This is a genomic window from Streptomyces sp. NPDC058864 (genome assembly GCF_042742985.1).
Taxonomy (GTDB): Bacteria; Actinomycetota; Actinomycetes; order Streptomycetales; family Streptomycetaceae; genus Actinacidiphila.
Genome location: NZ_JBHYMQ010000031.1, coordinates 64,852 through 85,164 on the forward strand (window position 1 = coordinate 64,852; position 20,313 = coordinate 85,164).

19 protein-coding genes, 1 tRNA gene and 1 pseudogene are annotated in these 20,313 nt (G+C 72.0%); 10 read left to right on the top strand and 11 right to left on the bottom strand.

The features are described from left to right. Positions 1–117 precede the first annotated feature (117 nt). Complete coding sequence (locus ACFW3D_RS23285) at positions 118–3,567, top strand: phosphodiester glycosidase family protein (protein WP_500506596.1); 3,450 nt, start codon at positions 118–120, stop codon at positions 3,565–3,567. A gap of 57 nt (positions 3,568–3,624) precedes the next feature. On the opposite strand, the gene ACFW3D_RS23290 is transcribed toward ACFW3D_RS23285, so the two are convergent. Together ACFW3D_RS23290 and ACFW3D_RS23295 are read right to left on the bottom strand one after the other, a co-directional pair. Beyond that, positions 3,625–4,047 (bottom strand): hypothetical protein, encoded by a 423-nt coding sequence (locus ACFW3D_RS23290; protein ID WP_500506598.1) that lies wholly within the window; start codon positions 4,045–4,047, stop codon positions 3,625–3,627. Between the two features lie 153 nt (positions 4,048–4,200). Further along, positions 4,201–4,938 carry a MerR family transcriptional regulator gene (locus ACFW3D_RS23295; protein ID WP_500506600.1) on the bottom strand — a complete coding sequence of 246 codons (738 nt, stop codon included), beginning with the start codon at positions 4,936–4,938 and terminating at the stop codon, positions 4,201–4,203. A 54-nt stretch (positions 4,939–4,992) separates the two neighbouring features. On the opposite strand from ACFW3D_RS23295, the gene ACFW3D_RS23300 reads away from it, so the two are divergent. Both ACFW3D_RS23300 and ACFW3D_RS23305 read left to right on the top strand, forming a co-directional pair. Then, the gene (locus ACFW3D_RS23300; RefSeq protein ID WP_500506602.1) at positions 4,993–5,259 is read left to right on the top strand and encodes a hypothetical protein; all 267 of its coding nucleotides are present in this window, start codon (positions 4,993–4,995) and stop codon (positions 5,257–5,259) included. A gap of 413 nt (positions 5,260–5,672) precedes the next feature. Then, positions 5,673–6,473 (top strand): SDR family NAD(P)-dependent oxidoreductase, encoded by an 801-nt coding sequence (locus tag ACFW3D_RS23305; protein WP_500506604.1) that lies wholly within the window; start codon positions 5,673–5,675, stop codon positions 6,471–6,473. A gap of 105 nt (positions 6,474–6,578) precedes the next feature. Here the strand turns inward: ACFW3D_RS23305 and ACFW3D_RS23310 are convergent, their stop codons facing one another. After that, positions 6,579–6,866 (bottom strand): hypothetical protein, encoded by a 288-nt coding sequence (locus tag ACFW3D_RS23310; protein ID WP_500506606.1) that lies wholly within the window; start codon positions 6,864–6,866, stop codon positions 6,579–6,581. A gap of 251 nt (positions 6,867–7,117) precedes the next feature. Between ACFW3D_RS23310 and ACFW3D_RS23315 the strand changes: the two genes are divergently transcribed. After that, positions 7,118–7,726 (top strand): hypothetical protein, encoded by a 609-nt coding sequence (locus ACFW3D_RS23315; protein WP_500506608.1) that lies wholly within the window; start codon positions 7,118–7,120, stop codon positions 7,724–7,726. Here the strand turns inward: ACFW3D_RS23315 and ACFW3D_RS23320 are convergent. Further along, positions 7,645–7,944: pseudogene (locus tag ACFW3D_RS23320) on the bottom strand (DUF6086 family protein); the annotation flags it as partial. The gene ACFW3D_RS23315 and the pseudogene ACFW3D_RS23320 sit on opposite strands and share 82 nt — an antisense overlap. A gap of 182 nt (positions 7,945–8,126) precedes the next feature. On the opposite strand from ACFW3D_RS23320, the gene ACFW3D_RS23325 reads away from it, so the two are divergent. Both ACFW3D_RS23325 and ACFW3D_RS23330 read left to right on the top strand, forming a co-directional pair. Further along, positions 8,127–8,423 (top strand): hypothetical protein, encoded by a 297-nt coding sequence (locus ACFW3D_RS23325; protein ID WP_500506610.1) that lies wholly within the window; start codon positions 8,127–8,129, stop codon positions 8,421–8,423. Positions 8,424–8,776: 353 nt separating this feature from the next. Next, positions 8,777–9,253, top strand: a complete 477-nt coding sequence (locus tag ACFW3D_RS23330; protein ID WP_500506612.1) for a hypothetical protein — start codon at positions 8,777–8,779, stop codon at positions 9,251–9,253. 472 nt (positions 9,254–9,725) lie between these two features. Here ACFW3D_RS23330 and ACFW3D_RS23335 read toward each other — a convergent pair. Beyond that, positions 9,726–9,801: transfer RNA gene (locus tag ACFW3D_RS23335), tRNA-Thr, on the bottom strand. A gap of 222 nt (positions 9,802–10,023) precedes the next feature. Between ACFW3D_RS23335 and ACFW3D_RS23340 the strand changes: the two genes are divergently transcribed. From ACFW3D_RS23340 to ACFW3D_RS23350, 3 genes are all read left to right on the top strand, one after another. Next, complete coding sequence (locus ACFW3D_RS23340) at positions 10,024–11,139, top strand: ABC transporter ATP-binding protein (RefSeq protein ID WP_500506614.1); 1,116 nt, start codon at positions 10,024–10,026, stop codon at positions 11,137–11,139. A gap of 236 nt (positions 11,140–11,375) precedes the next feature. Continuing rightward, on the top strand, positions 11,376–11,789 hold the full coding sequence (locus tag ACFW3D_RS23345) for a hypothetical protein (protein WP_500506616.1): 414 nt from the start codon (positions 11,376–11,378) through the stop codon (positions 11,787–11,789). A gap of 30 nt (positions 11,790–11,819) precedes the next feature. After that, positions 11,820–12,557, top strand: coding sequence for a nucleotidyltransferase family protein (locus ACFW3D_RS23350; RefSeq protein WP_500506618.1), 738 nt, complete (start codon positions 11,820–11,822; stop codon positions 12,555–12,557). 158 nt (positions 12,558–12,715) lie between these two features. Here ACFW3D_RS23350 and ACFW3D_RS23355 read toward each other — a convergent pair whose 3' ends face one another. The 6 genes from ACFW3D_RS23355 to ACFW3D_RS23380 form a co-directional block, all read right to left on the bottom strand. Then, positions 12,716–14,395, bottom strand: coding sequence for a DoxX family protein (locus ACFW3D_RS23355; RefSeq protein WP_500506620.1), 1,680 nt, complete (start codon positions 14,393–14,395; stop codon positions 12,716–12,718). A 106-nt stretch (positions 14,396–14,501) separates the two neighbouring features. Continuing rightward, entirely contained in the window at positions 14,502–15,458 is a 957-nt protein-coding gene (gene rlmB, locus ACFW3D_RS23360) for a 23S rRNA (guanosine(2251)-2'-O)-methyltransferase RlmB (protein ID WP_500506622.1), read from the bottom strand. A gap of 76 nt (positions 15,459–15,534) precedes the next feature. Then, entirely contained in the window at positions 15,535–16,929 is a 1,395-nt protein-coding gene (gene cysS, locus ACFW3D_RS23365) for a cysteine--tRNA ligase (RefSeq protein ID WP_500506624.1), read from the bottom strand. A gap of 178 nt (positions 16,930–17,107) precedes the next feature. Next, the gene (gene ispF, locus ACFW3D_RS23370; protein ID WP_500506626.1) at positions 17,108–17,632 is read right to left on the bottom strand and encodes a 2-C-methyl-D-erythritol 2,4-cyclodiphosphate synthase; all 525 of its coding nucleotides are present in this window, start codon (positions 17,630–17,632) and stop codon (positions 17,108–17,110) included. After that, the gene (gene ispD, locus ACFW3D_RS23375; protein WP_500506636.1) at positions 17,622–18,347 is read right to left on the bottom strand and encodes a 2-C-methyl-D-erythritol 4-phosphate cytidylyltransferase; all 726 of its coding nucleotides are present in this window, start codon (positions 18,345–18,347) and stop codon (positions 17,622–17,624) included. The genes ispF and ispD overlap by 11 nt, the downstream gene beginning before the upstream one ends. Positions 18,348–18,575: 228 nt before the next feature. Beyond that, a complete protein-coding gene (locus tag ACFW3D_RS23380; RefSeq protein ID WP_018559600.1) occupies positions 18,576–19,058 on the bottom strand; it encodes a CarD family transcriptional regulator in 483 nt (160 codons plus the stop codon). Between the two features lie 618 nt (positions 19,059–19,676). On the opposite strand from ACFW3D_RS23380, the gene ACFW3D_RS23385 reads away from it, so the two are divergent. Next, positions 19,677–20,264, top strand: a complete 588-nt coding sequence (locus ACFW3D_RS23385) for a DUF461 domain-containing protein (RefSeq protein WP_500506628.1) — start codon at positions 19,677–19,679, stop codon at positions 20,262–20,264. Positions 20,265–20,313: the final 49 nt, after the last annotated feature.

The window sequence follows — 20,313 nt, forward strand, 5'->3', positions numbered from 1 at the left end:
CCGCACCCCCTCCGGGTCATCTGCGGATCCGCAACCGGCCATCTGTGCTTCGCCGAACGGGTGTCGGGTGGACACGGGCCGGCGACCAGCCGGCACATCACCCGTAAGGAACACGCAATGACACTTCGCGGGAAGAGAACCGTGGGGACCGGCGCGCGCCGGACCGCCGTGGTCACCGCGCTGGCGCTGGCCCTGACCGGTGCGGTCACCGGCGCGGCCACCGCCTCCGGTTCCGCCGGGGACGACGCCTCCCGTGGCCGTACGGCCGAGGGTGACTGGCTGCCGCAGACGCCGCCGGACTGGCCGCTCGTGGTGGACCACACCCGTACCCCCGCCGAGACGGTCACTCGCGGTCTGCAGCACTACAGCGAGACGTACGACACCGTCGGCGGCCGGCAGCACATCCAGGTGCTCTCCGCCGACCTCGGCGACCCGAACCTGCGGGTCGGCATGGTCGAAGCAGGCGACACCGTCACCAACCCGGCCGACGAGACGCCGTCCTCGATGGCCCACCGCACGCACGCGGTGGCCGGCGTCAACGGCGACTACTTCGAGATCCACGCCAGCGGACGCCCGCTCGGCGGCATCATGACCGACGGCCGGCTGCTGAAGAGCCCCAAGCCGGGATTCGCCTCCCAGCTGGCCGTCAAGCCCGACGGCACCATGGTCATGGGCCCGCAGACCTTCTCCGGGACGGTCACCGCCGGCTCCGCGACCCGCGCGCTCACCTCCGTGAACACATTGAACGACGTGGCGTCCGGCGGCATCACCGAGGTCACCCCCGACCTCGGCGAGACCCCCGGCCTGGCCGGCCCCTCCACGCTGGTGCTCGGCCACGTCACCGACGGCGGGTTCGTCGTCGACGACGTGCGGAGCGGCGTCACCACCGTGCCCCGGCTCGCCGACGGCCGGCTCGGTCTGCTCGGCGCGGGCGAGGGCGGGCAGTGGCTGACCGACACCCTGCACGGCGGCGACACGGTGGGCATCGCCACCCGGCTCTCGCCCGACAACGATGTCACGCAGTTGATCAGCGGCGTCGACACACTGGTGAAGGACGGCAAGGTCTACAAGGACCCGACCGGCACCCCGCCGAGCGGCGCCAACCCGGAGACCGCCGTCGGCATCACCGAGGACGGCAGGCACGCCATCGTCGTCGCCGTCGACGGCCACGGCGGCGCCTCCACCGCCTTCGGCATGACCCGTGACGAGGTCGCCGGCTACATGGTCGCCCACGGCGCCCGCACCGCGATGCTCTTCGACGGCGGCGGCTCCACCGGCATGGTCAGCCGGGCCCCCGGCGCGCAGCAGGCCGAGGTCGTCAACACGCCCTCCGACCTGCCCGGCAACACCGAACGCCCGGTCGCCAACGGCATCTTCTTCTACTCCACCGCCAAGGAGGCCGGACCGGCCGTCAAGGTCGTGGTGAACGGCGGCGAGCAGGTCACCACCGTCGCCGGCGGCTCCGTCCCGCTCCCGGTCCACTCCGTCGACCGGTACGCCAACCCGGCCGCCGGCCAGGTCCACGTCCGGATCGAGCCCTCGTCCCTCGCCACGTACGAGAACGGCAGGCTCACCCCGCACCGCACGGGCACCGGCCGGATCATCGCCACCGACGGCAGGGCGACCACCTCGGAGAAGCTCGAGGTCGTCGGCAAGCTGGAGACCCTCACGGTCGCGCCCGGCAAGGCCGACCTCGACAACGGCGCCACCCAGCAGCTGACCCTCTCCGGCACCGTCAAGGGCGGCGGCCGGGTGCAGATCCCGGCCGAGGCCGCCACCTGGAAGGTCACCCCGGACGACCTGGGCACCGTCGACGCGCACGGCCTGTTCACGGCCGACGCCGACCACGGCGGCCTCGCCGAGGTGACCGCGCGGGTCGCGGGCGCCGACGGCACCGCGTCGTTCGCCGTCGGCAGCGTCAGCAAGGTCATCGACCCGATGACCAGCCTCGACGTCTGGCGGCTCAGCAACAACACCACCGGCCAGCCGGCCACCCTAGCCGCCGACCCCGGCGTCGTCCCGCCCGGCTCCACCGAGTCCGGCTCGCTTCGCCTGGACTACTCGATGCCGGCCGGATCCGGCGTCAAGCAGCTGGTGCTCTCGCCGCGCACGACGCTGAAGACCGACACGAACAACGGCCAGGTGCCCACCGGCATCGGGGTCTGGATCAAGGGTGACGGCAACGGCATCGAGCTCGCCGAGAAGTACATCGGCGTCAACGGCACGTCCACGACGCTCTACCCGACGTTCGTCACGTGGAAGGACTGGCACCTGGCGGTCGCCCAGCTGCCCGCCGGCATGCAGTTCCCGCTGACGATCAGCTTCATCGACTTCCTGGCGATCAGCCCGAGCACCGCCTACAGCGGCTCGCTCAACGTCGCCGGGCTGCAGGCGCTGTACTCGCCGCGGCCGGTCGTGGAGCCGGAGTACCACGCGATCCCGGACAACCCCAAGTGGCTGTCGTACGAGGAGGACTCGGCCGACTTCGCCAGGAAGGGCACCACCCTCCTCGCCGGCGACGACGCTCACCTGCTCGCCTCCGACCCCGGTTCCGTCAGCAGCAACGTGATGGACTCCATCGCCGGGCGGCTGCCCGCCCTCACCCCGCAGGCCCGGCCGGACGCCGCCCAGTTCCTCGGTGACATGGCGGACGACGGCAAGCTCGCCGACCTGCAGTACGCGAAGTCGAAGATGGACGCCCTCGGCATCCCCGAGCGCGACATCGTCGGCAACCACGAGATCACCCAGGGCGCCGACTCGGAGGACGGCAACTACAGCGACACGTTCGGCGACACGCACTACGCGTACAGCCAGGGCGCGGCCCGGCTGATCGTCACCGACAACTCGCACGGCAGCCTGCAGTCCTCGGACCCGTTCCAGAACCCCGAGGGCGTGCAGTACCCGTGGCTGGTCCAGCAGTTGACGGACACCACGGCCAAGGACGTGCTGGTCGTCACCCACATGCCCGCCTACGACCCGCACCCGGCCGCGAACAGCCAGTTCACGGACCGCTGGGAGGCGCGCATGTACCTGCGGCTGGTGCAGCGCTACCAGGAGACGCACCCGAAGCAGCACGTGATCATGATGTACGGCCACGCGCGCGGCTTCGCCGAGCAGATCCTGAACCCCGAGGGCGAGAGCGTCACCACCGAGCAGGGCGGCATCCCGCAGTTCACCTTCGCCGACCTCGGCATGCCCGCGTACGCCCCGGCGGACAAGGGCGGCTTCTACCACTTCGGGCTGATCCGCATCGGCTCCGACGGCGACCTCCAGTTCTCCGTAGAGCCCGCCCTCGCCTCGATCAGGGTCACCGGCCCCGAGGACCCGATCGCCCGGGGTGACAGCGTCACCCTGACCGCGGCCGGCGACCAGGTCGCCGGTGACAACATCGCACCGCTCACGATCCCGATCGCGGACCCCGCGTCCCACGTCTGGACCTCGAGCAACCCCAAGGTCGCCTCGGTGGACCCGTCCACCGGCGCCCTGACCGCCCACCGCTCCGGCACCGCGACCGTCACGGTGACCAGCGGCGGCGTCACGGGCACGACCCAGGTCACGGTCCGCTGACCCCGCAGGGGTGCCCGCCCGCGCGGGCACCCCTCCGCGGTCCCGCACGAAAGGGCCTCACGGCAGTCGGCCGGGGGACGGCCGCACGCGTTCCCTCCGCCACCGCCGGGCGGGTCCCAGCAGCGGGACCCGCATCACGCACAGGGCGAAGGCGACCTGGCCCGACGCGGGGATGAGCAGCATCTCCCCGTAGTTCTGGAAGAGCAGGAACCAGGTGGGCAGAAGCAGGAGTCCGGCGAGGGGCAGCCGGAACTCCAGGCTCGTCCGCGGGTTGAGAAGCGCGTAGTACGCGCTGATCAGGAGCGACGGGATCGCGATCAGCGGGATGCAGGCCAGCCAGAGCCCCGTGCTCGCATCGGCGGGCAGCGAACGGTCCACGGCCACCCAGGTGAGCGCATAGGTCACGGCGTAGCGCAGGACCAGATCACCGAGCCGCAGCCCGACGAATCCGAGATTGCGCCAAGGCGTGTCCGGATCCACAGCCGTCCTCCTCGTGGCAGCACGGATCAGCGGCACACCCGAACGGCATCCGCTGCGCACGCCATCCTGGCAGCGATCTTGAACGTGTTCAATTCCGGGTCGGCACCTCACTTCCGCAGGCACGAGGGCCACGCCGCCCACTCACGCCGCCACTCACCGCGCCGCGCTCAGCCCTGACCGGATCAGCGAGTCCAGCCGCCGCCAGGCCGGGGAGGCGGCGTTGACCCTGCCCTGGACGAGGGCGGGGATCCCGGAGGCCGCGTCCGCCTCGGGCGGTGTGCCCGGTCCGTAGCGGCTACGGGTCTCCTCGACGATCCGCCGGGCCAGGTCCTCGATGCGGGGGTCGCCGGGATCGAGGCCGTACGCGTGGTCGTAGCGCAGGAAGAGCCGCCGCAGCGCGGGCTCGGAGAGCATCTCGCTCTGGTCTCGGAAGAGCTCGGCCGCCCGGTCCGGGTGGGTGGCGAAGACCAGGACCCACAGGTCCCGCTGGAGCTCGACCCACCGGGCGGTGAAACCCCACCGCTCCAGGGCCTCCAGATGGGCGGGCACCCCGGCGGGCAGCAGCGCCGGCTCCCCGGAGGCGAGCTCGCGCAGCCGCGCCTGCGTGGCCTGCAGCCCGCGGATCCGGTCGGTCAGTTCCCCGTCGATGTCGTGCAGCGCCCGGCGGAACTCCTCCCGGCCGGCCGCCCTCAGTTCGCGGATGCGGGCCAGCGGGACACCGGCTTCGGCGAGCGTCCGGATCCTGACGAGGGCGACGACGTCGTCCGCGCCGTAGCGCCGGTAGCCGGAGGCATCGCGTTCGGGCTCGGGAAGCAGCCCCTTGGCGTGGTAGACGCGGACGGTCTTGACCGACACCCCGGCGTACCCGGCGAGCTGACCGATGGTGATCACCCCGCCATCGTGGCACTTGACCCTGCCCCAGGGGCAGGGCCGCACCCTGGTGCCATGGTGAACACGAACTTCGACCGCGAGACCCTGCGCGAACTGGCGGACGCCGGGAACGAGCGCGCGCTCGACCGGCTGGCCGACCTCGCCGACGCCGCCGGGGACACCGCCGAACTGGGCTCACTGCTGGACGAGGGCTCCCCGCGCGCGGGGTTCCTGCTGACCCGCCGCGCGTCCGCCGCGGGCGACCTGCGGGAACTGCAGCGCATCGCCGATGCCGGGTACGAGGAGGCCGAGCACGAACTCTCCCGGCTGCTGGACGGGTAGCGCCGCGGGGAGGGGCGGGGCGACCGGGTCGCCGTGTACGTGACCCGCACGGCGAGGACCCGCTCCCGCCCCAGGGCCTCGGGCGGCCGGCGGCGCGGCGAGCGACGCGGCCGCCGCTGCGGGGAAGAGCCGGCGCCTGCGCGGCCCGGTCCGGAAGCCCGGCGGGTCGGGCTCCCGGCCGGTCACGAGAGCGCCGCCCGCAGCGCGCTCCGCGGCGAGGGCGAGGGGGCAGGTGTGTGTACGGGATTCCTCCAGCGGTTCGGTCGCGAGACGAGGCACCCGCCCGGCCGGCCCGCCCCGGTGCCCGGCCTTGCCCCGACCCGCGATCCGCGGTGCAGCGGCGTCCGCCTGTCAGTGCCCGTGTCTAACCTGCCCGCAGGACCTGCACGGACCGTGATCGAGGGGACTGGGACATGCTGCTGGAGAACAAGACCGCCGTCGTCTACGGCGCGGGCGGAGCGGTCGGCCGGGCGGTGGCCCGCACCTTCGGCCGCGAGGGCGCACGCGTCTTCCTCACGGGGCGCAGACTCACGGGACTGCCGGAGCTGGCCGAGGAGATCGAGGCCGCGGGCGGCCGGGCGGACGTCGCCCGGGTCGACGCGCTCGACCCGGAGGCGGTCGAGCGGCACGCGGCCGAGGTGGTGCGGACGGCGGGCCGGCTGGACGTCTCCGTCAACGCGGTCAGCATCCGCGGCGACCTGCAGGGCACGCCGTTGACCGGCATGTCCGTCGACGACTTCCTCACGCCGGTCACCACCGCGGCCACCGCCAACTTCGTGACCGCGACGACCGCGGCCCGGCACATGGCGGAACAGGGCGCCGGGGTGATCCTCACCTTCTCCACGGCGGCATCCCGCCTCTCCGCCCGCGACCAGGCCTTCCACGCCACCGGGGGCTTCGGGGTCGCCTGCGGCGCCGTGGAACTGTTCTCCCGGCACCTGGCCGGCGAAGTCGGGCCGCGCGGCGTGCGTGTCGTCTGCCTGCGCCCGGACGGCCTCCCGGAGGCCTGGGTCTCCTGGGGCATGATCGACGACGCCGAGCCCGACCCGGAAGGCAGTTCCACGGTGAAGGCCCACATGGAACGCGGCACCGCGCTGCGCCGGCTGCCGAAACTGGCCGAAGTCGCGGAGACGGCCGCGTTCATGGCGTCCGACCGGGCGGGCGCCATCACCGGCTCCGTGGTCAACCTGAGCTGCGGATCCGTCAGCGACTGAACGGCGGGCGGCTGCTGCCCGCGCACCTCGGTGAACTGCCCCCGGCGCCCTGCCTGTTGCTCCCCGTGCAGTCGCCCCGCCGCAAGACGCCCGGCCCCCGTTCCCCTACAGACCGCGCAGCGCCTCGTACAGATCGCCGTAGGCCGCCCAGCAGTCGATGCTGCCGTCCTCGTAGAGGCTTCCCATGTACCAGTCGTCGTCGTGGACGGGCTTGACGAGGCACAGGTCGTGGAACCCGAGAACGATCTCCGGGTGCAGCACCTCGTCGCGGGCTCCGGGGCGGGCCACCCACTTCACCGCCCGGTCCGGATCCAGGGCGATGGCCTCTTCGTCCCCGGAGACGTCTCGGATCCGCTGAAGGGACCACCCCGGGGGGAGCCGTTCGTCTGCCATACGCGAATGGTCTCACCGCCAGGTGTGAGCACCGCCTCAGGAGCGGAGCGGGGCGGGGCGGGGCGGCCCGCGGCACGACCACGAGAGTGGCACGGGTTCCGCGCCGGTGAGCCGCGCGCAGGCCACCCCGGCCGGTGCGGGCCCCGTGAGGGATGTGGCTTCCGCCCTGTCAGACTGTGCGCCACCAGGCCCGACAGGGCCGCCGTACCACTCCTGGAGCCGCGTTGAGACCCGCGTCATCGATGACGCTCATGTGCGCCGTCACTCTGCTCACCGGCTGCGCCGCGCAGGGACAGGCGCCGACCCGCGCCGCCGGCGCCGGGACGGCGTCCCCGGCACGTTCGGCAGCGCCAAAGTGCGCGGCCGACAGCTACGTCTGGCAGTCGGTCGTGGAGCGGAATGTCCTGGTGGGCATCTCGGACGCGGAGGAAATCGAGATCCCGGCACATGGCTCGGCGCGTCCTCCCGAGGCGAGACTGGTCCGTCCGCTGACGGCAGGGATCTCCCCCGCGTCGGTCCAGGCGGGGGCGCGTCCGGCCGACGCCCTGAAGTCGCTGGAGGAGAAGACCTCGCAGGGCCTGGAGCCGGTCGGTACCCGGCTCGCCCTGAGCGAAGACGGAGCTCGCATCACGTCGAGGATGCTCAACGACGACGACACCCCGGCCCGGGGCCGGTTCGTCGAGGCCGTGGGGGTCCGCCTCGTCACGGCGGAGTTCTCCGTCACGTGCACGGGCGGCACGGTCCGCGGGACCGTCACGACCTGGACGCGAGGCCGCATTCACGAACACCTGAAGTGCGGCATCAAGGAGCAGTTGCCGGCGATCGGGCAGGAAGCACAGCGCAGGGCCTGCCCCGCGTGAGAAGCCCTCCCCCGAGGGAACTTGGGGACCCGTGGGCGGTCCCGGCAGTGGATGTCAGCCCATGGCGCGTCCGAAGGAGCCATCTCGCTCCGGAGAGCCTCCTCGTGCTCGGCCCTCAGCGTGAGCGAAGACCCTGCCATGTCCAGGAGAACGAGCGACGTGACCAGCAGGCCGCGTGAGAGTCCGTGCAGCACCAGGTGCCGGGTCGACGAGTACGACGTGTACGCACGTGCGGCCTTCTGCCGGGCTCTCTGCGCTCAGCACGCCAAGGGGCGGGCCCTGGCAACGTGTTCGGCACGCATACCGCTTTCGGATCGGGCCGGAAGGCTGTCTCGGCTGGCATGCAAGATGAGTAGGCGTACTCAGGTGCGTCTGCCGCTGCTGCGACACGCTGGCGGACATGCAGCGTCATTCGGTGTGGTCGGATCTCGGGCTCGCGGTCGTCCTTCTTCCGGTGTCGGCCATGCTTGTCGTCTGGCTCGGGATGCACGTGCTGTTCTCGGGTGACGACTTCGGTTCCCCCGGCATTCGCACGGCCCATGCTGCGCGGAGTGGCGCATGGATCAGCGGATGCGCAGCAGTGGTGGCGGGTGGTGGGTTGATGGGGCTGCGGTTGTGGATCGCTGGCTCCGTTCAGCTGCTCGTTCTCGGTGCGGCGGCTGTTCTGTTCTCCGCAGTGGCCGTGCAGCATGGCTGATCACAGCAGTTGCCGCCGGCAGATGAGAGCGCCGGCGATTTCGCGACCGGTCATCAGTGGACGGACGGTCATGGCGTCCCACCGGAGAAGAGCGGCTGGTGGAGGGCTGTTGCATGTCGAGCTCACTCCTGACCAGGCACAACGGGGGCCAGTAACTGAACGATCGATCGGGCATACGCTGCTGCCGATCACGTGCGGGAAGTCTGAGGGGGCCTGTCATGGGTGCGGAAAGGGCGACGAGCGGTAGAGCCGTTTCAGACGGGGTGAACGAGGCTTCGTACCTGGATGATGTGACCGATCCGGAGCGCGGCGGCTCCGCATTGCGGCGGCGTCTGTCCTGTCTGGTTGTCGCGGTGGCGATACCCGCCTTGATGGCGGGCGGCCTGGTCTGGCTGTTCCGGGACGAGTTGTTCCATCCGTTCGGGGACGCCCGAGCCTGTGAGGGCAGCGACACGCAACTGCCCGGCGTGATCCGCGCCGGGGGCGCACGGATTCCCGCCAGTGCCTCCGACATCCACTACTTCACCAGGAACGGCAGCGCTGAGGTCACCTTCGTGAGCAACCAGATACCGGATTACCTCCACAGTGCGGGCATCCTCCCGGACGGCAAGCCCCTGTTCGACGAGAAGTACGGCTCCAAGGGTGTCGCCGATGACGAGATCGAGCTCCCCGAGGGTCTGTGCGGGTCTCCCCTGCGAGGCCCCGTCTGGATGTACCACTCCACAAGCACCACCGGTTCGAGCGTCGACGTCATGGTCGAGGTCTCTCCCGCGTTCCGCGACGAATTCCGCTTCCCGGCCCGCACCGTGGTCACCTACAGCCTCTCCTGACGCGCACCCGGGGCGATCTCCTCCCGCGCGTCCGTGCATCGTGGACGGCGCTGCCGAGGGCTCGCTCCGGCCGATTTGCGAGCGCGGTTCGCCAGCCGCACCGTGCTGTGTATCGACCCGGGCGGTGGACGGGTCACCGGCGCCGGCGCCGGCCATGCGCCGCTGCTGTGCGCGCACAGGGACGGGAGCCACGAGGTTCCGGGAGCCGTCAAACGGGCCGGTCCTGGGAGTCGTGCCCGGCATCGGCGTGGCTCCCCGTGTGGTCATGGAGATCCTGGGTCACAGCCGGATCAGCATCACGATGGACGTCTACACGCACGTGACATCGGACACACAGCGTGAGGCCATCAGTCACATGGACCGGCTGCTCAGGCGCCGCCCCGACCGCGAGCGACCGCCCTCATTGATGTCACCCATGGATGTCAAACGCCCCGGACCGATCATGGTCCGGGGCGTTGTCGCTGCTCCCAACTGGAGCCGCCTGTCGGGTTCGAACCGACGACCTTCGCTTTACAAGAGCGGTGCTCTACCAGCTGAGCTAAGGCGGCACGGCGCCGTTCCCGCTCCGGGGTGCCCGGGTTACGGGTGGGGCCATGAGAAGTGTACCCAGGCGGGGAGGGGGGAGGGTCCGGGAATTGGGGGCCGGGAGGGTGCTGACAAAGCGGGGCGGGCCAGGTAGCGTCACGGAAGGTCCGCACCCTGTGGACTAGACCTCCTTCCTTTACTCGGATCGTCCGGCACGTTCCTGCCGGTGAAGGGACCACTGCACCATGGCTACCGTCACTTTTGACAAGGCGACCCGGATCTACCCCGGGTCCGAGCGCCCCGCCGTCGACCAGCTCCAGATCGACATCGAGGACGGCGAGTTCCTCGTCCTCGTCGGCCCCTCGGGCTGCGGCAAGTCGACCTCGCTCCGCATGCTGGCCGGCCTGGAGGACGTCAACGCCGGCGCCATCCGGATCGGCGACCGGGACGTCACCCACCTTCCGCCCAAGGACCGGGACATCGCCATGGTGTTCCAGAACTACGCGCTCTACCCGCACATGACCGTCGCGGACAACATGGGCTTCGCCCTGAAGATCGCGGGCGTCAACAAGGCGGACATCCGCAAGCGCGTCGAGGAAGCCGCCAAGATCCTGGACCTGACCGAGTACCTGGGCCGCAAGCCCAAGGCGCTCTCCGGCGGTCAGCGCCAGCGTGTGGCGATGGGCCGCGCGATCGTCCGTGAGCCGCAGGTCTTCCTCATGGACGAGCCGCTGTCCAACCTGGACGCCAAGCTCCGTGTCCAGACCCGTACGCAGATCGCCTCGCTGCAGCGCCGCCTCGGCACGACCACGGTCTACGTCACCCACGACCAGACCGAGGCCATGACCATGGGCGACCGCGTCGCGGTCCTCAAGGACGGTCTGCTGCAGCAGGTCGACACCCCGCGCCACATGTACGACCGGCCGGCCAACCTCTTCGTCGCGGGCTTCATCGGCTCGCCGGCGATGAACCTGGTCGAGGTGCCGATCGCAGACGGCGGCGTGAAGTTCGGCAACTCGGTGGTGCCGGTCGAGCGCGAGGCGGTGCAGGCCGCCGCCGACAAGGGCGACCGCACGGTCACCGTCGGCGTCCGCCCGGAGCACTTCGACATCGTGGACGGCGACTCGGCGCTGTCGAAGGACGAGCCGGCCGGTCTGGCCGTGACGGTGAACGTCGTCGAGGAGCTGGGCGCGGACGGTTTCGTCTACGGCTCGGCCGAGGTCGGCGGCGAGCACAAGGACCTGGTCATCCGCGTCGGCGGCCGCCAGGTGCCGGAGAAGGGCTCCGTGCTGCGCGTCGTGCCGCGCGCCGGCGAGAGCCACGTCTTCTCCACCTCCACCGGTGAGCGACTGAGCGACTGAGCGGCCGGCCGGTGACCGTACGGTCGCCCCGCCGCTGAGGACCCAGGTGGCCCGGCCCCCGCGCAAGGGGGGCCGGGCCACGGTCGTTCCCTGGACCGGATCGCCCCTCATTTCCGGTCATACAATGGCGTTTCGACCATGTTCGTCAATGCCCCCGTAGTCGATCAAGGGGCATTCATCACTCATCAGAGTGGCTAAATGTCGCCAAATCATCACTCCTCGCTACCATCACTGCCGTGAACCAGGTAGCCCGCCGCATCGGCAAGTCACTCGCCCTCGTCCTCCCGGTCGTCCTCGTACTCTCCGGCACCCTCGCCGTCACCCGCGTCCCGTGGGCGACTTCGGCGTCCGAGGCCCAAGTCCTCACCGCCTCGCACCAGAAGGAGGCGGCGTCCGAGAGGTCGGCCCCGCAGGAGGTGCTCCGCCGCAAGCTGCTGGGCGAGGTGCAGGAGAAGAACCCCGGCGTCGCCCTGACGCACCTGCAGCGGGAGATGGCCGAGCGGCCCTCGCTGGCCCGGTACTGCGGCTCGATCGCCCGGTCCCTGGGACGTGCCGCGGTCGCCAAGTACGGCTCGGTGCACCGCGCCCAGGCCTGGTCGCGGCCGGTCTGCGACACCGCCTTCGCGACGGGCGTGGCCTCGCTCGGATGACCCGACGCGCGGGTCGCGTAGGGTGCGCCCATGACCGGCACGCCCGCGACCTCCCCGGCGGTGACCCAGGCCGTCCTCCTCGCCGGAGGACAGGGCTCCCGCCTGCGGCCCTACACCGACACCCGCCCCAAGCCGATGATCGAGATCCCCGGAACCGGGATCCCGATCATCGGCCATCAACTTGCCTGGCTGGCCGCCGAGGGCGTCACCGACGCCGTGATCTCGTGCGGCCATCTCGCTGAGGTCCTCCAGGAGTGGCTGGCCGGCGCGGCGGCCGACCTGCCGCTGCGGGTGACCACCGTCGTCGAGCGCGAACCGCTCGGCCGCGGCGGCGGCCTGAGGTACGCCGCCGCCTCGCTGCCCCGGCCGCAGGAGCCCTGGTACGCCACCAACGGCGACATCTGGACGCGGTTCTCCCTGCGGGAGATGGCCGCCTTCCACATCGAGCGGGCCGCGGTCGCCACGCTGGCGCTGGCCCGTCCGCGCATCCCGTGGGGCGCCGTGGAGACCGACGAGTTCGGCCACGTCCTGGACTTCATCGAGTCCCCGCCCTCGCCGTTCCTGATCAACGCGGGCGTCTACGTCTTCTCCCCCGAGTTCACCGGGCTGCTCCCGGAACGCGGTGACCACGAGCGCACCACCTTCCCCCAACTCGCCCGGGAACGGCGGCTCGCGGGCTTCCCGCTGCCCCAGGGCGCGTACTGGCGGGCCATCGACACCGCCAAGGACCTCGCCGAGGCAGCGAAGGAACTCGCCTCGCGGCCCTGAGCACGGACCGCCGAGGGCCTGAGGGCCGCTGCGGGTCCACTGGGTCCCGCTGCGGGCGCGCCAAGCCCCAGAACGGGCCACAACGGGGCACGACGGGCACGAAGAGGCGGCCGGAGGAAGGAACCTCCGGCCGCCTCTTCCCGTGCGCCGTACGGGCGTTACGCGACCTTCCCCGAGCCGTGCCGCGCCGGGGCGCCGAGCAGCCAGCCGGAGGTCTCCCCGCTGCCGAGCAGCCCGCCGAGCGCGCCGCCGCTGTCGGAGGAACCGCCGCCGGTGCCGCCACCACCGCTGCCGCCGCCCGGCGTGGGCGGGTTGCTGGGCAGCGTGGGACGGGACGGGACGGACGGCACGGTCTGCGAGGGCCTGCCGCCGGTGCCGCCCCCGCCGCCGCTGCCGGTGCCGGCCGAGGACGACCCGGGACGGGACTGCCTGGCGTTCGGCGCGGAGGACGCCGCGCCCGGGGCCGACGGCGAGGAGGACGGTGAGGACGAGGGACTGCCGGAACGGCCCGCCGAGGGGGCCTTGGAGGGCCGGGAGGACTTCTCCCCGGGCACCTCGGGCAGCGGCGAGCCCTCGAGGTTGTTGGTCGGCAGGTCGGTCGGGGCGGGCAGCTGGGACCGCGGGCTGGTGGACCGCACCGCGGTGCCGAGGGTGGCCCCGACCACGAGCGAGATCCCGACCAGCACGGTGGCCAGCACCGCGCCGCGGCGCAGCACCCGGCTCCGCAGCTCCCCCAGCGGGGCGCGCGGGCCGAGCTTGCGCCAGGCTTCGCTCGCCAGGCGGCCGTCGGCGGAGTAGACCGGCGCTCCCGCGATGACCAGCGGGCTCCAGGCGGCGAGCAGGATGATGTCCGGCGTGTCGTACGCCGGGACGGTCCGCCAGCTCACCGTCACCAGCAGCGCCGCCGACAGCAGGGCGCCGATCGACGCCGCGAACCGCTGCCAGAGCCCGAAGACCGTCAGCACACCGGCGATGACCTGCAGGAAGGCCACCGACAACCCGGCGCCGATGGGGTGCGCGAGGGCGAGGTCGCGCAGCGGCTCGGCCAGCCCCCACGGGTGCAGAGAGGCGAGCCAGGTCACCATCGAGCCACGCTTGCCGCCGTCGAAGTAGACGGGGTCGCAGAGCTTGCCCATGCCCGCGTAGATGGAGATGAAGCCCAGGAAGATGCGCAGCGGCAGTAGCACGATGCCGAGGTTCATCCGGCGGCCCGGGTAGTAGGCGTGCCGGATGGGATCGGCGCGTTCCCGGTTCCGGCCGCGGCCGTGCTCCTCGCCGGGCTCCTCGTACGGGTCGTAGTCGGGGTCCTCGTCGAGGGGGCCGGCGGGCGGCGCGGCGTACGCGAACTCGCTGGTGTCCTCGGGGTCGAGGTAGTCGTCGTAGGCGCCGCGCGCGGGGCGGATGCCGCCGAGCATCTCGCCGGGCGCCGGCGGCCGGCGCGGCGGGCCGACGACGGGCTGCGGCGGCTCCTCGATCCGCGGCAGCACCTGTGTCGCGGCGCCGAGGTCGAGGCCGTCCGCCTGACCGTGGCGCACCGCGGCGAGCAGCTGGGTGGCGGCGGCGTCGCCGGGTTCGCTGCGCCCGGACCACACCAGGGGCGCGCCGCGCCGCTGCGCGGCGGCGGAGGGTCGGACGGAGGTCGGGATGACGGGGACGCGCTGGGTCCTCGTCAGGGCACGGCCCGACGTCGCGCCGAGCTGCACGCGGAAGCTCGCGTGATTGACGATGACCTGGGCCGGGTCGGAGGAGACCTTGAGCATGTTGAGCACAGGCTCGTCGGTGATCGACGACGACCGTCCCCCCGGAGGAGTGCGGGGTGTTCTGGTGTCCACACTCATCTAACCGAGTGACACCCGATAAGGACACTGTGTGACGGGCCCCGTTGTGTCCGAGGCCCGTCAATCGGGGGTTGTCGCCGGGGCGCGTCCGGGGGCGCGTGCGGGTTCAGGCCCGGCGGCGCGCCGCCTCGTAGAGCACGATGCCCGCGGCGACGCCCGCGTTCAGCGACTCGGCGCCACCCGGCATCGGGATGCGCACCCGCAGGTCGCAGGTCTCGCCGACGAGCCGGGACAGGCCCTTGCCCTCCGAGCCCGCGACGACGACGACCGGTCCGGCCAGCGCCTCGAGGTCCTGCAGCTCGACCTCGCCGTCGGCGGCCAGGCCGACGACCGTGAGGCCCGCCTTCTGGTAGGCCTCCAGGGTCCGGGTGAGGTTGGTGGCGCGGGCCACCTGGACCTGGGCGGCGGTGCCGGCGGAGGTCTTCCAGGCGCCCGCGGTCATCCCGGCGGCGCGGCGCTCGGGCACGACGACCCCGTGGCCGCCGAAGGCGGCGACGGAGCGGACGACGGCGCCGAGGTTGCGCGGGTCGGTGACCCCGTCCAGCGCCATGATCAGCGGGTCCTCGCCCGCGTCGAAGGCCTCGGCGGCGAGGTCCTCGGGGTGGGCGTACTCGTAGGGCGGGATCTGCAGCACCAGGCCCTGGTGGTTGAGCCCGTTGGTGATGCGGTCCAGCTCGGGGCGCGGGGCCTCCATCAGCGGGATGCCCCGGTCGGTGGCGAGCTTGATCGCCTCGCGCACGCGCTCGTCGTTGTCGATGAACTGCTGGACGTAGACCGCCGAGGCCGGGATGTCGGCGCGCAGCGCCTCCACCACCGGGTTGCGGCCGGCCACCAGCTCGGAGGTCGACTTGGCGCCGCGGCCCGAGGGGCGCCGGGACTGCGCGGACGCGGCGCGCTTCACCTTGGCGTTGGCGGCCCGCTGCTTGGCGTGCCCCTTGCGTGCCTCCGCGGGCGGGGTGGGGCCCTTGCCCTCCAGGCCCCTGCGCCGCTGCCCGCCGCTACCGACCGTCGCGCCCTTCTTGTTGGACGTGCGGCGGTTCCTGCGCTGGCTGTTGCCGGCCATGGGTCACCTGTTTCCTGCTGCTGTTGCTGCTACTGCGTGAACGTACGTACGTGTCAATGATGACGCGGGCGCCCGGCTACCGGGAGCCGAGCGTCCAGCGCGGGCCCGAGGGGGTGTCCTCGATCTCCAGGCCGGACTGCTGGAGCCGGTCGCGGATGGCGTCGGCGGTCGCGTAGTCCTTGCGGCCGCGCGCCGACTCCCGCTGCTCCAGCACCAGCCGGACGAGGGAGTCCACCACCCCGTGCAGGTCGTCGCCGCGGCCGTCGCCGGCCCAGTGCGGGTCCAGCGGGTCCAGGCCCAGGACGCCGAGCATCGCGCGCACCTCGGCGAGGCGGGCGACGGCGCTCTCCTTGTCGTCCGCGGTGAGCGCCGAGTTGCCCTGCCGGACGGTGGTGTGGACGATCGCCAGCGCCTGCGGGACGCCCATGTCGTCGTCCATCGCCTCGGCGAAGGCCGGCGGCACCTCGGCGGCCGGCTCGACCGGGCCGGCCATCTCGACGACCCGCTGCACGAAGCCCTCGATGCGCGCGAACGCCGACTCTGCCTCGCGCAGCGACTCCTCGCTGTACTCGATCATCGAGCGGTAGTGCGGGGTGCCGAGGTAGTAGCGCAGCACGATGGGCCGCCAGCGCTTGGTCATCTCGCTCACGAGGACCGAGTTGCCGAGCGACTTGCTCATCTTCTCGCCGCTCATCGTGACCCAGGCGTTGTGCACCCAGTACTGCGCGAAGTCGTCGCCGAAGGCCTTGGCCTGGGCGATCTCGTTCTCGTGGTGCGGGAAGATCAGGTCGATGCCGCCGCCGTGGATGTCGAAGGCGGTGCCCAGGTACTTGTGGGCCATCGCGGAGCACTCCAGGTGCCAGCCGGGACGGCCGGGGCCCCACGGGGTCTCCCAGTACGGCTCGCCGGGCTTGGCGGCCTTCCACATCGCGAAGTCGCGCGCGTCCCGCTTGCCGGTCTCGCCCTCGCTCTCCGGCTGGCGCAGGTTGTCGAGCTCCTGGTTGGACAGCTCCAGGTAGTCCGGGAAGGAGCGGACGTCGAAGTAGACGTTGCCCTCGGACTCGTAGGCGTGGCCGCGCTCGATGAGGCCGCGCATCATCTCGATCATCTCGGGCACGTGGCCGGTGGCGCGCGGCTCGTACGTGGGCGGCAGGCAGCCGAGCGCGTCGTAACCCTCGTTGAAGGCGCGCTCGTTCTCGTAGCCGATCGCCCACCAGGGGCGGCCCTGCTCGCCCGACTTGGCGATGATCTTGTCGTCGATGTCGGTGACGTTGCGGACGAACGTCACGTCGTAGCCGCGGTGGGCGAACCAGCGGCGCATGATGTCGAAGTTCAGGCCGGACCGGATGTGCCCGATGTGCGGGGCTGCCTGCACGGTCGCGCCGCACAGGTAGATCGAGACGCAGCCCGGCCGGAGCGGGGTGAAGTCACGGACCTGGCGCGCGTCGGTGTCGTACAGGCGAATAGTCACGCATCAAGGGTAGTGGCCCCGGGTGCGTGCACCGTCCGCTCCGCGTGAGCTTCACGGTGTTGTGACGCTCGCGGGGGCCGTGGCACCGGCCGCCCGGGCGGCCGGCGGGCGGCCGCTTCACCCGTACGGCGGACGGCGCGGTCCCGCGGGCGGCGAGTCAACTCGTCCGCACCCCCTGTCACTTCGCCCGGCGGGCCACCAGTGCGGTCGCCACGGCGGCCAGTCCCTCGCCGCGCCCGGTGAAGCCCAGACCGTCGGTCGTCGCGCCGGAGACCGCCACGGGGGCGCCCACCGCGGCGGACAGGACCTTCTGGGCCTCGTCGCGTCGCTTGCCGATCTTGGGGCGCGGACCGATGACCTGGACGGCCACGTTGCCGATGTCGTAGCCCGCCTCGCGGACGATCCGGGCCGCCTCCGTGAGCAAGGTCACACCGGAGGCGCCCGACCACTCCGGGCGCCCGGTGCCGAAGTGCGCGCCCAGGTCGCCCATGCCGGCCGCGGAGAACAGCGCGTTGCAGGCGGCGTGCGCGACGACGTCGGCGTCGGAGTGCCCCGCCAGGCCGTCCCCCTCGCCCTCCCAGAGCAGGCCGGCGACCCACAGTTCGCGGCCCGCCTCGAAGGCGTGGATGTCGGTGCCGATGCCCACCTGGGGCAGCACGGGGACGTGCGGGGCCGGGGCGGCGTCGGTCGGCTCAGTAGTCATCGGTGGCCCTCCTGCGGGCGAGGACGGCCTCGGCGAGGACCAGGTCCAGCGGGCGGGTGACCTTGAAGGCCTCCTCGTGCCCCGGCACGACCAGCACCGGGACGCCTAGCCGCTCGACCATGCTCGCGTCGTCCGTGACCGCGCCGGTGACCGTGCTGTGCGCCTTGAGCAGCGTCGCCCGGTCGAAGCCCTGGGGGGTCTGGACGGCGCGCAGCAGCGAGCGGTCCGGGGTGCCGACGACGGCGTCGGTGGCCGGGTCGATCTCCTTGACCGTGTCGGCGAGCGGCAGCCCCGGCACGACGGCCGAGGCGCCGTCCCGCACGGCGGCGGCGACGGCGTCGACCATGTCGACCGGCACCAGCGGGCGGGCGGCGTCGTGGACGAGCACCACCTCGACCTCGTCCGGCAGCGCGGCCAGGCCGAGCCGTACCGAGTCCTGCCGGCTCTCGCCGCCGGCGACGACCCTTATGTCCTTGGTCTCGGGCAGGCCGTGGCTGTCGAGCAGCGCCCTGACCTCGGTGACCCCGTCGGGGGGCGCCACCACCACGACCAGGGACACCGCGCGGGCGCGGGTCATGGCACGCACCGCGTGCACGAGGATCGGGACGCCGCCCAGGGTGCGCAGCGCCTTGGGCGCACCGGGGCCGAGCCGGACTCCACGTCCGGCGGCGGGAATGACTGCCGCGGTAGTCAGGTTTGTGTCCTTGGCCGAAATGGGTATCGCCTCAACGTGCCGGGCGCGAAGCCCCTGTCGGACCCTTCCGTGACACCGACAGGGCCTGCTGCCCGGGCCCGGCACCCAGTATGCAGGGGGAAGCGACGCGCGAACGAAGACGAGGGGGCTCCTCGGCGTCGTGGAAGTGCCAGTCCGCCGTGAGGGCGCCCCGGCATGCCGCAGTGCCCGGCGTACGTGACGCACCGGGCACTACGGCGGAAATCCGCGTCAGGACGCGAGGACCTCGTCGAGGAGGGTCTCGGCCTTGTCCTCGTTGGTGTTCTCCGCGAGCGCGAGCTCACTGACCAGGATCTGGCGGGCCTTGGCGAGCATGCGCTTCTCGCCGGCCGACAGCCCGCGCTCCCGCTCACGGCGCCACAGGTCCCGCACGACTTCCGCGACCTTGATGACGTCGCCGGAGGCGAGCTTCTCCAGATTTGCCTTGTAGCGGCGGGACCAGTTGGTGGGCTCCTCGGTGTACGGTGCGCGCAGCACCTCGAAGACCCGGTCCAGCCCTTCCTGACCGACCACGTCGCGCACGCCGACGAACTCCGCATTGTCCGCGGGCACGCGTACCGTCAAGTCGCCCTGGGCGACCTTGAGCACCAAGTAGGTCTTGTCCACGCCTTTGATCTGGCGAGTTTCGATGGCCTCGATCAGCGCGGCCCCGTGATGGGGATAGACCACGGTGTCGCCAACCTTGAACGTCATGTGACAGGTACCCCTTCCGTGGCTATCCAGGGTAACACGGGAACGGCTGGTTCTGAATGGCGTTTTCGCAGGTCAGGGCATATCTCGGGGCTTGACAAGTGCGACCGGAACGTGCTGCGGAGGGGGAGCGGAGGGCGGAATTCGCAGGTCGGAGCGGGTGCCGAGGGGGCCTGAAACGCGCCCGTTACACCCTGCGGGCGGCCGGGACAAGAGGAAGAACATCCCGGTTTGTCGCTCTCTTGCGGGGGGTCTCCCGCTACTCCGTTCGGCCGCCACGGGCTTGATCCGATCCATTTTCGCACCACGCCGGATTTCCGTCCGGCGGATGAACGGGAAATGGATCTTGCCGGTGTGGCGGGAATCGTTCGGCGGAATCCCGGAATGGATTCCGCCGCGTCCGCGCCGGTCCGTCCGGAGGCCCCCGCGCGAGCCCCCCGGCAGCCCCGCAACGCCCCCGGAACGCCTGCGGGACACCCGGGCGGGTGAAGCCCCGGCCCGGCGGGGGGTGGGCCGGTGCGGGCGCGCCGAGCGGGCTCGGTAACCTAATCCCGCACCAGGTAAGCCGTAAGTCCCGTACGTCCGTAACTCCCGTACCCCGCCCAAGGAGATGCCGCCGCCGTGAGCAGCAGCCTTCGACGCGGCGCCCTCGCCGCCGCCCTCGCACTCTCGCTCGTCCCGCTCGCCGCCTGCGCTGCCGGGAACGACGCGGAGACGCTGCGCGTCAGGCCGGACAACGCCGCGACCAGCGTCGGTGACATCGAGGTCCAGAACGTCGTGGTGCTCACCCAGGCCACCTCCGACGGCTCCTCCTCGGTGACGGCCAAGGTCTTCAACAACGGCGACGAGCAGCAGACCCTGGACTCCGTGAAGGTCGGTTCGCTGGACGCCGAGCTGTCCGGCCCGATCACGCTGCCCGGCCACAGCTCCGTGCTGCTCGGCGGTGACGGCAACCCGTCCGCCCTCTTCAAGGGCGGCTCCGAGAGCAAGAACGACGGCGACTTCAAGACGGTCGTCTTCGACTTCAGCAAGACCGGCGAGGTCTCCCTGCAGAGCCTCGCGCTGCCCGCGGCCGGCTACTACGCCTCCTTCGGGCCGAGCGAGAAGCCCTCGCCCACCGAGAGCGCGAGCCCGGGCGAGTCGCCCGCCGAGGGCGTCACGGCCTCGCCGACCGAGACCGAGACGATCACCGAGTCGCCCGCCGGCTGAGGCACCCCGGCGTACGAAGGGGCCCCGGGAGCGATGTGCTCCCGGGGCC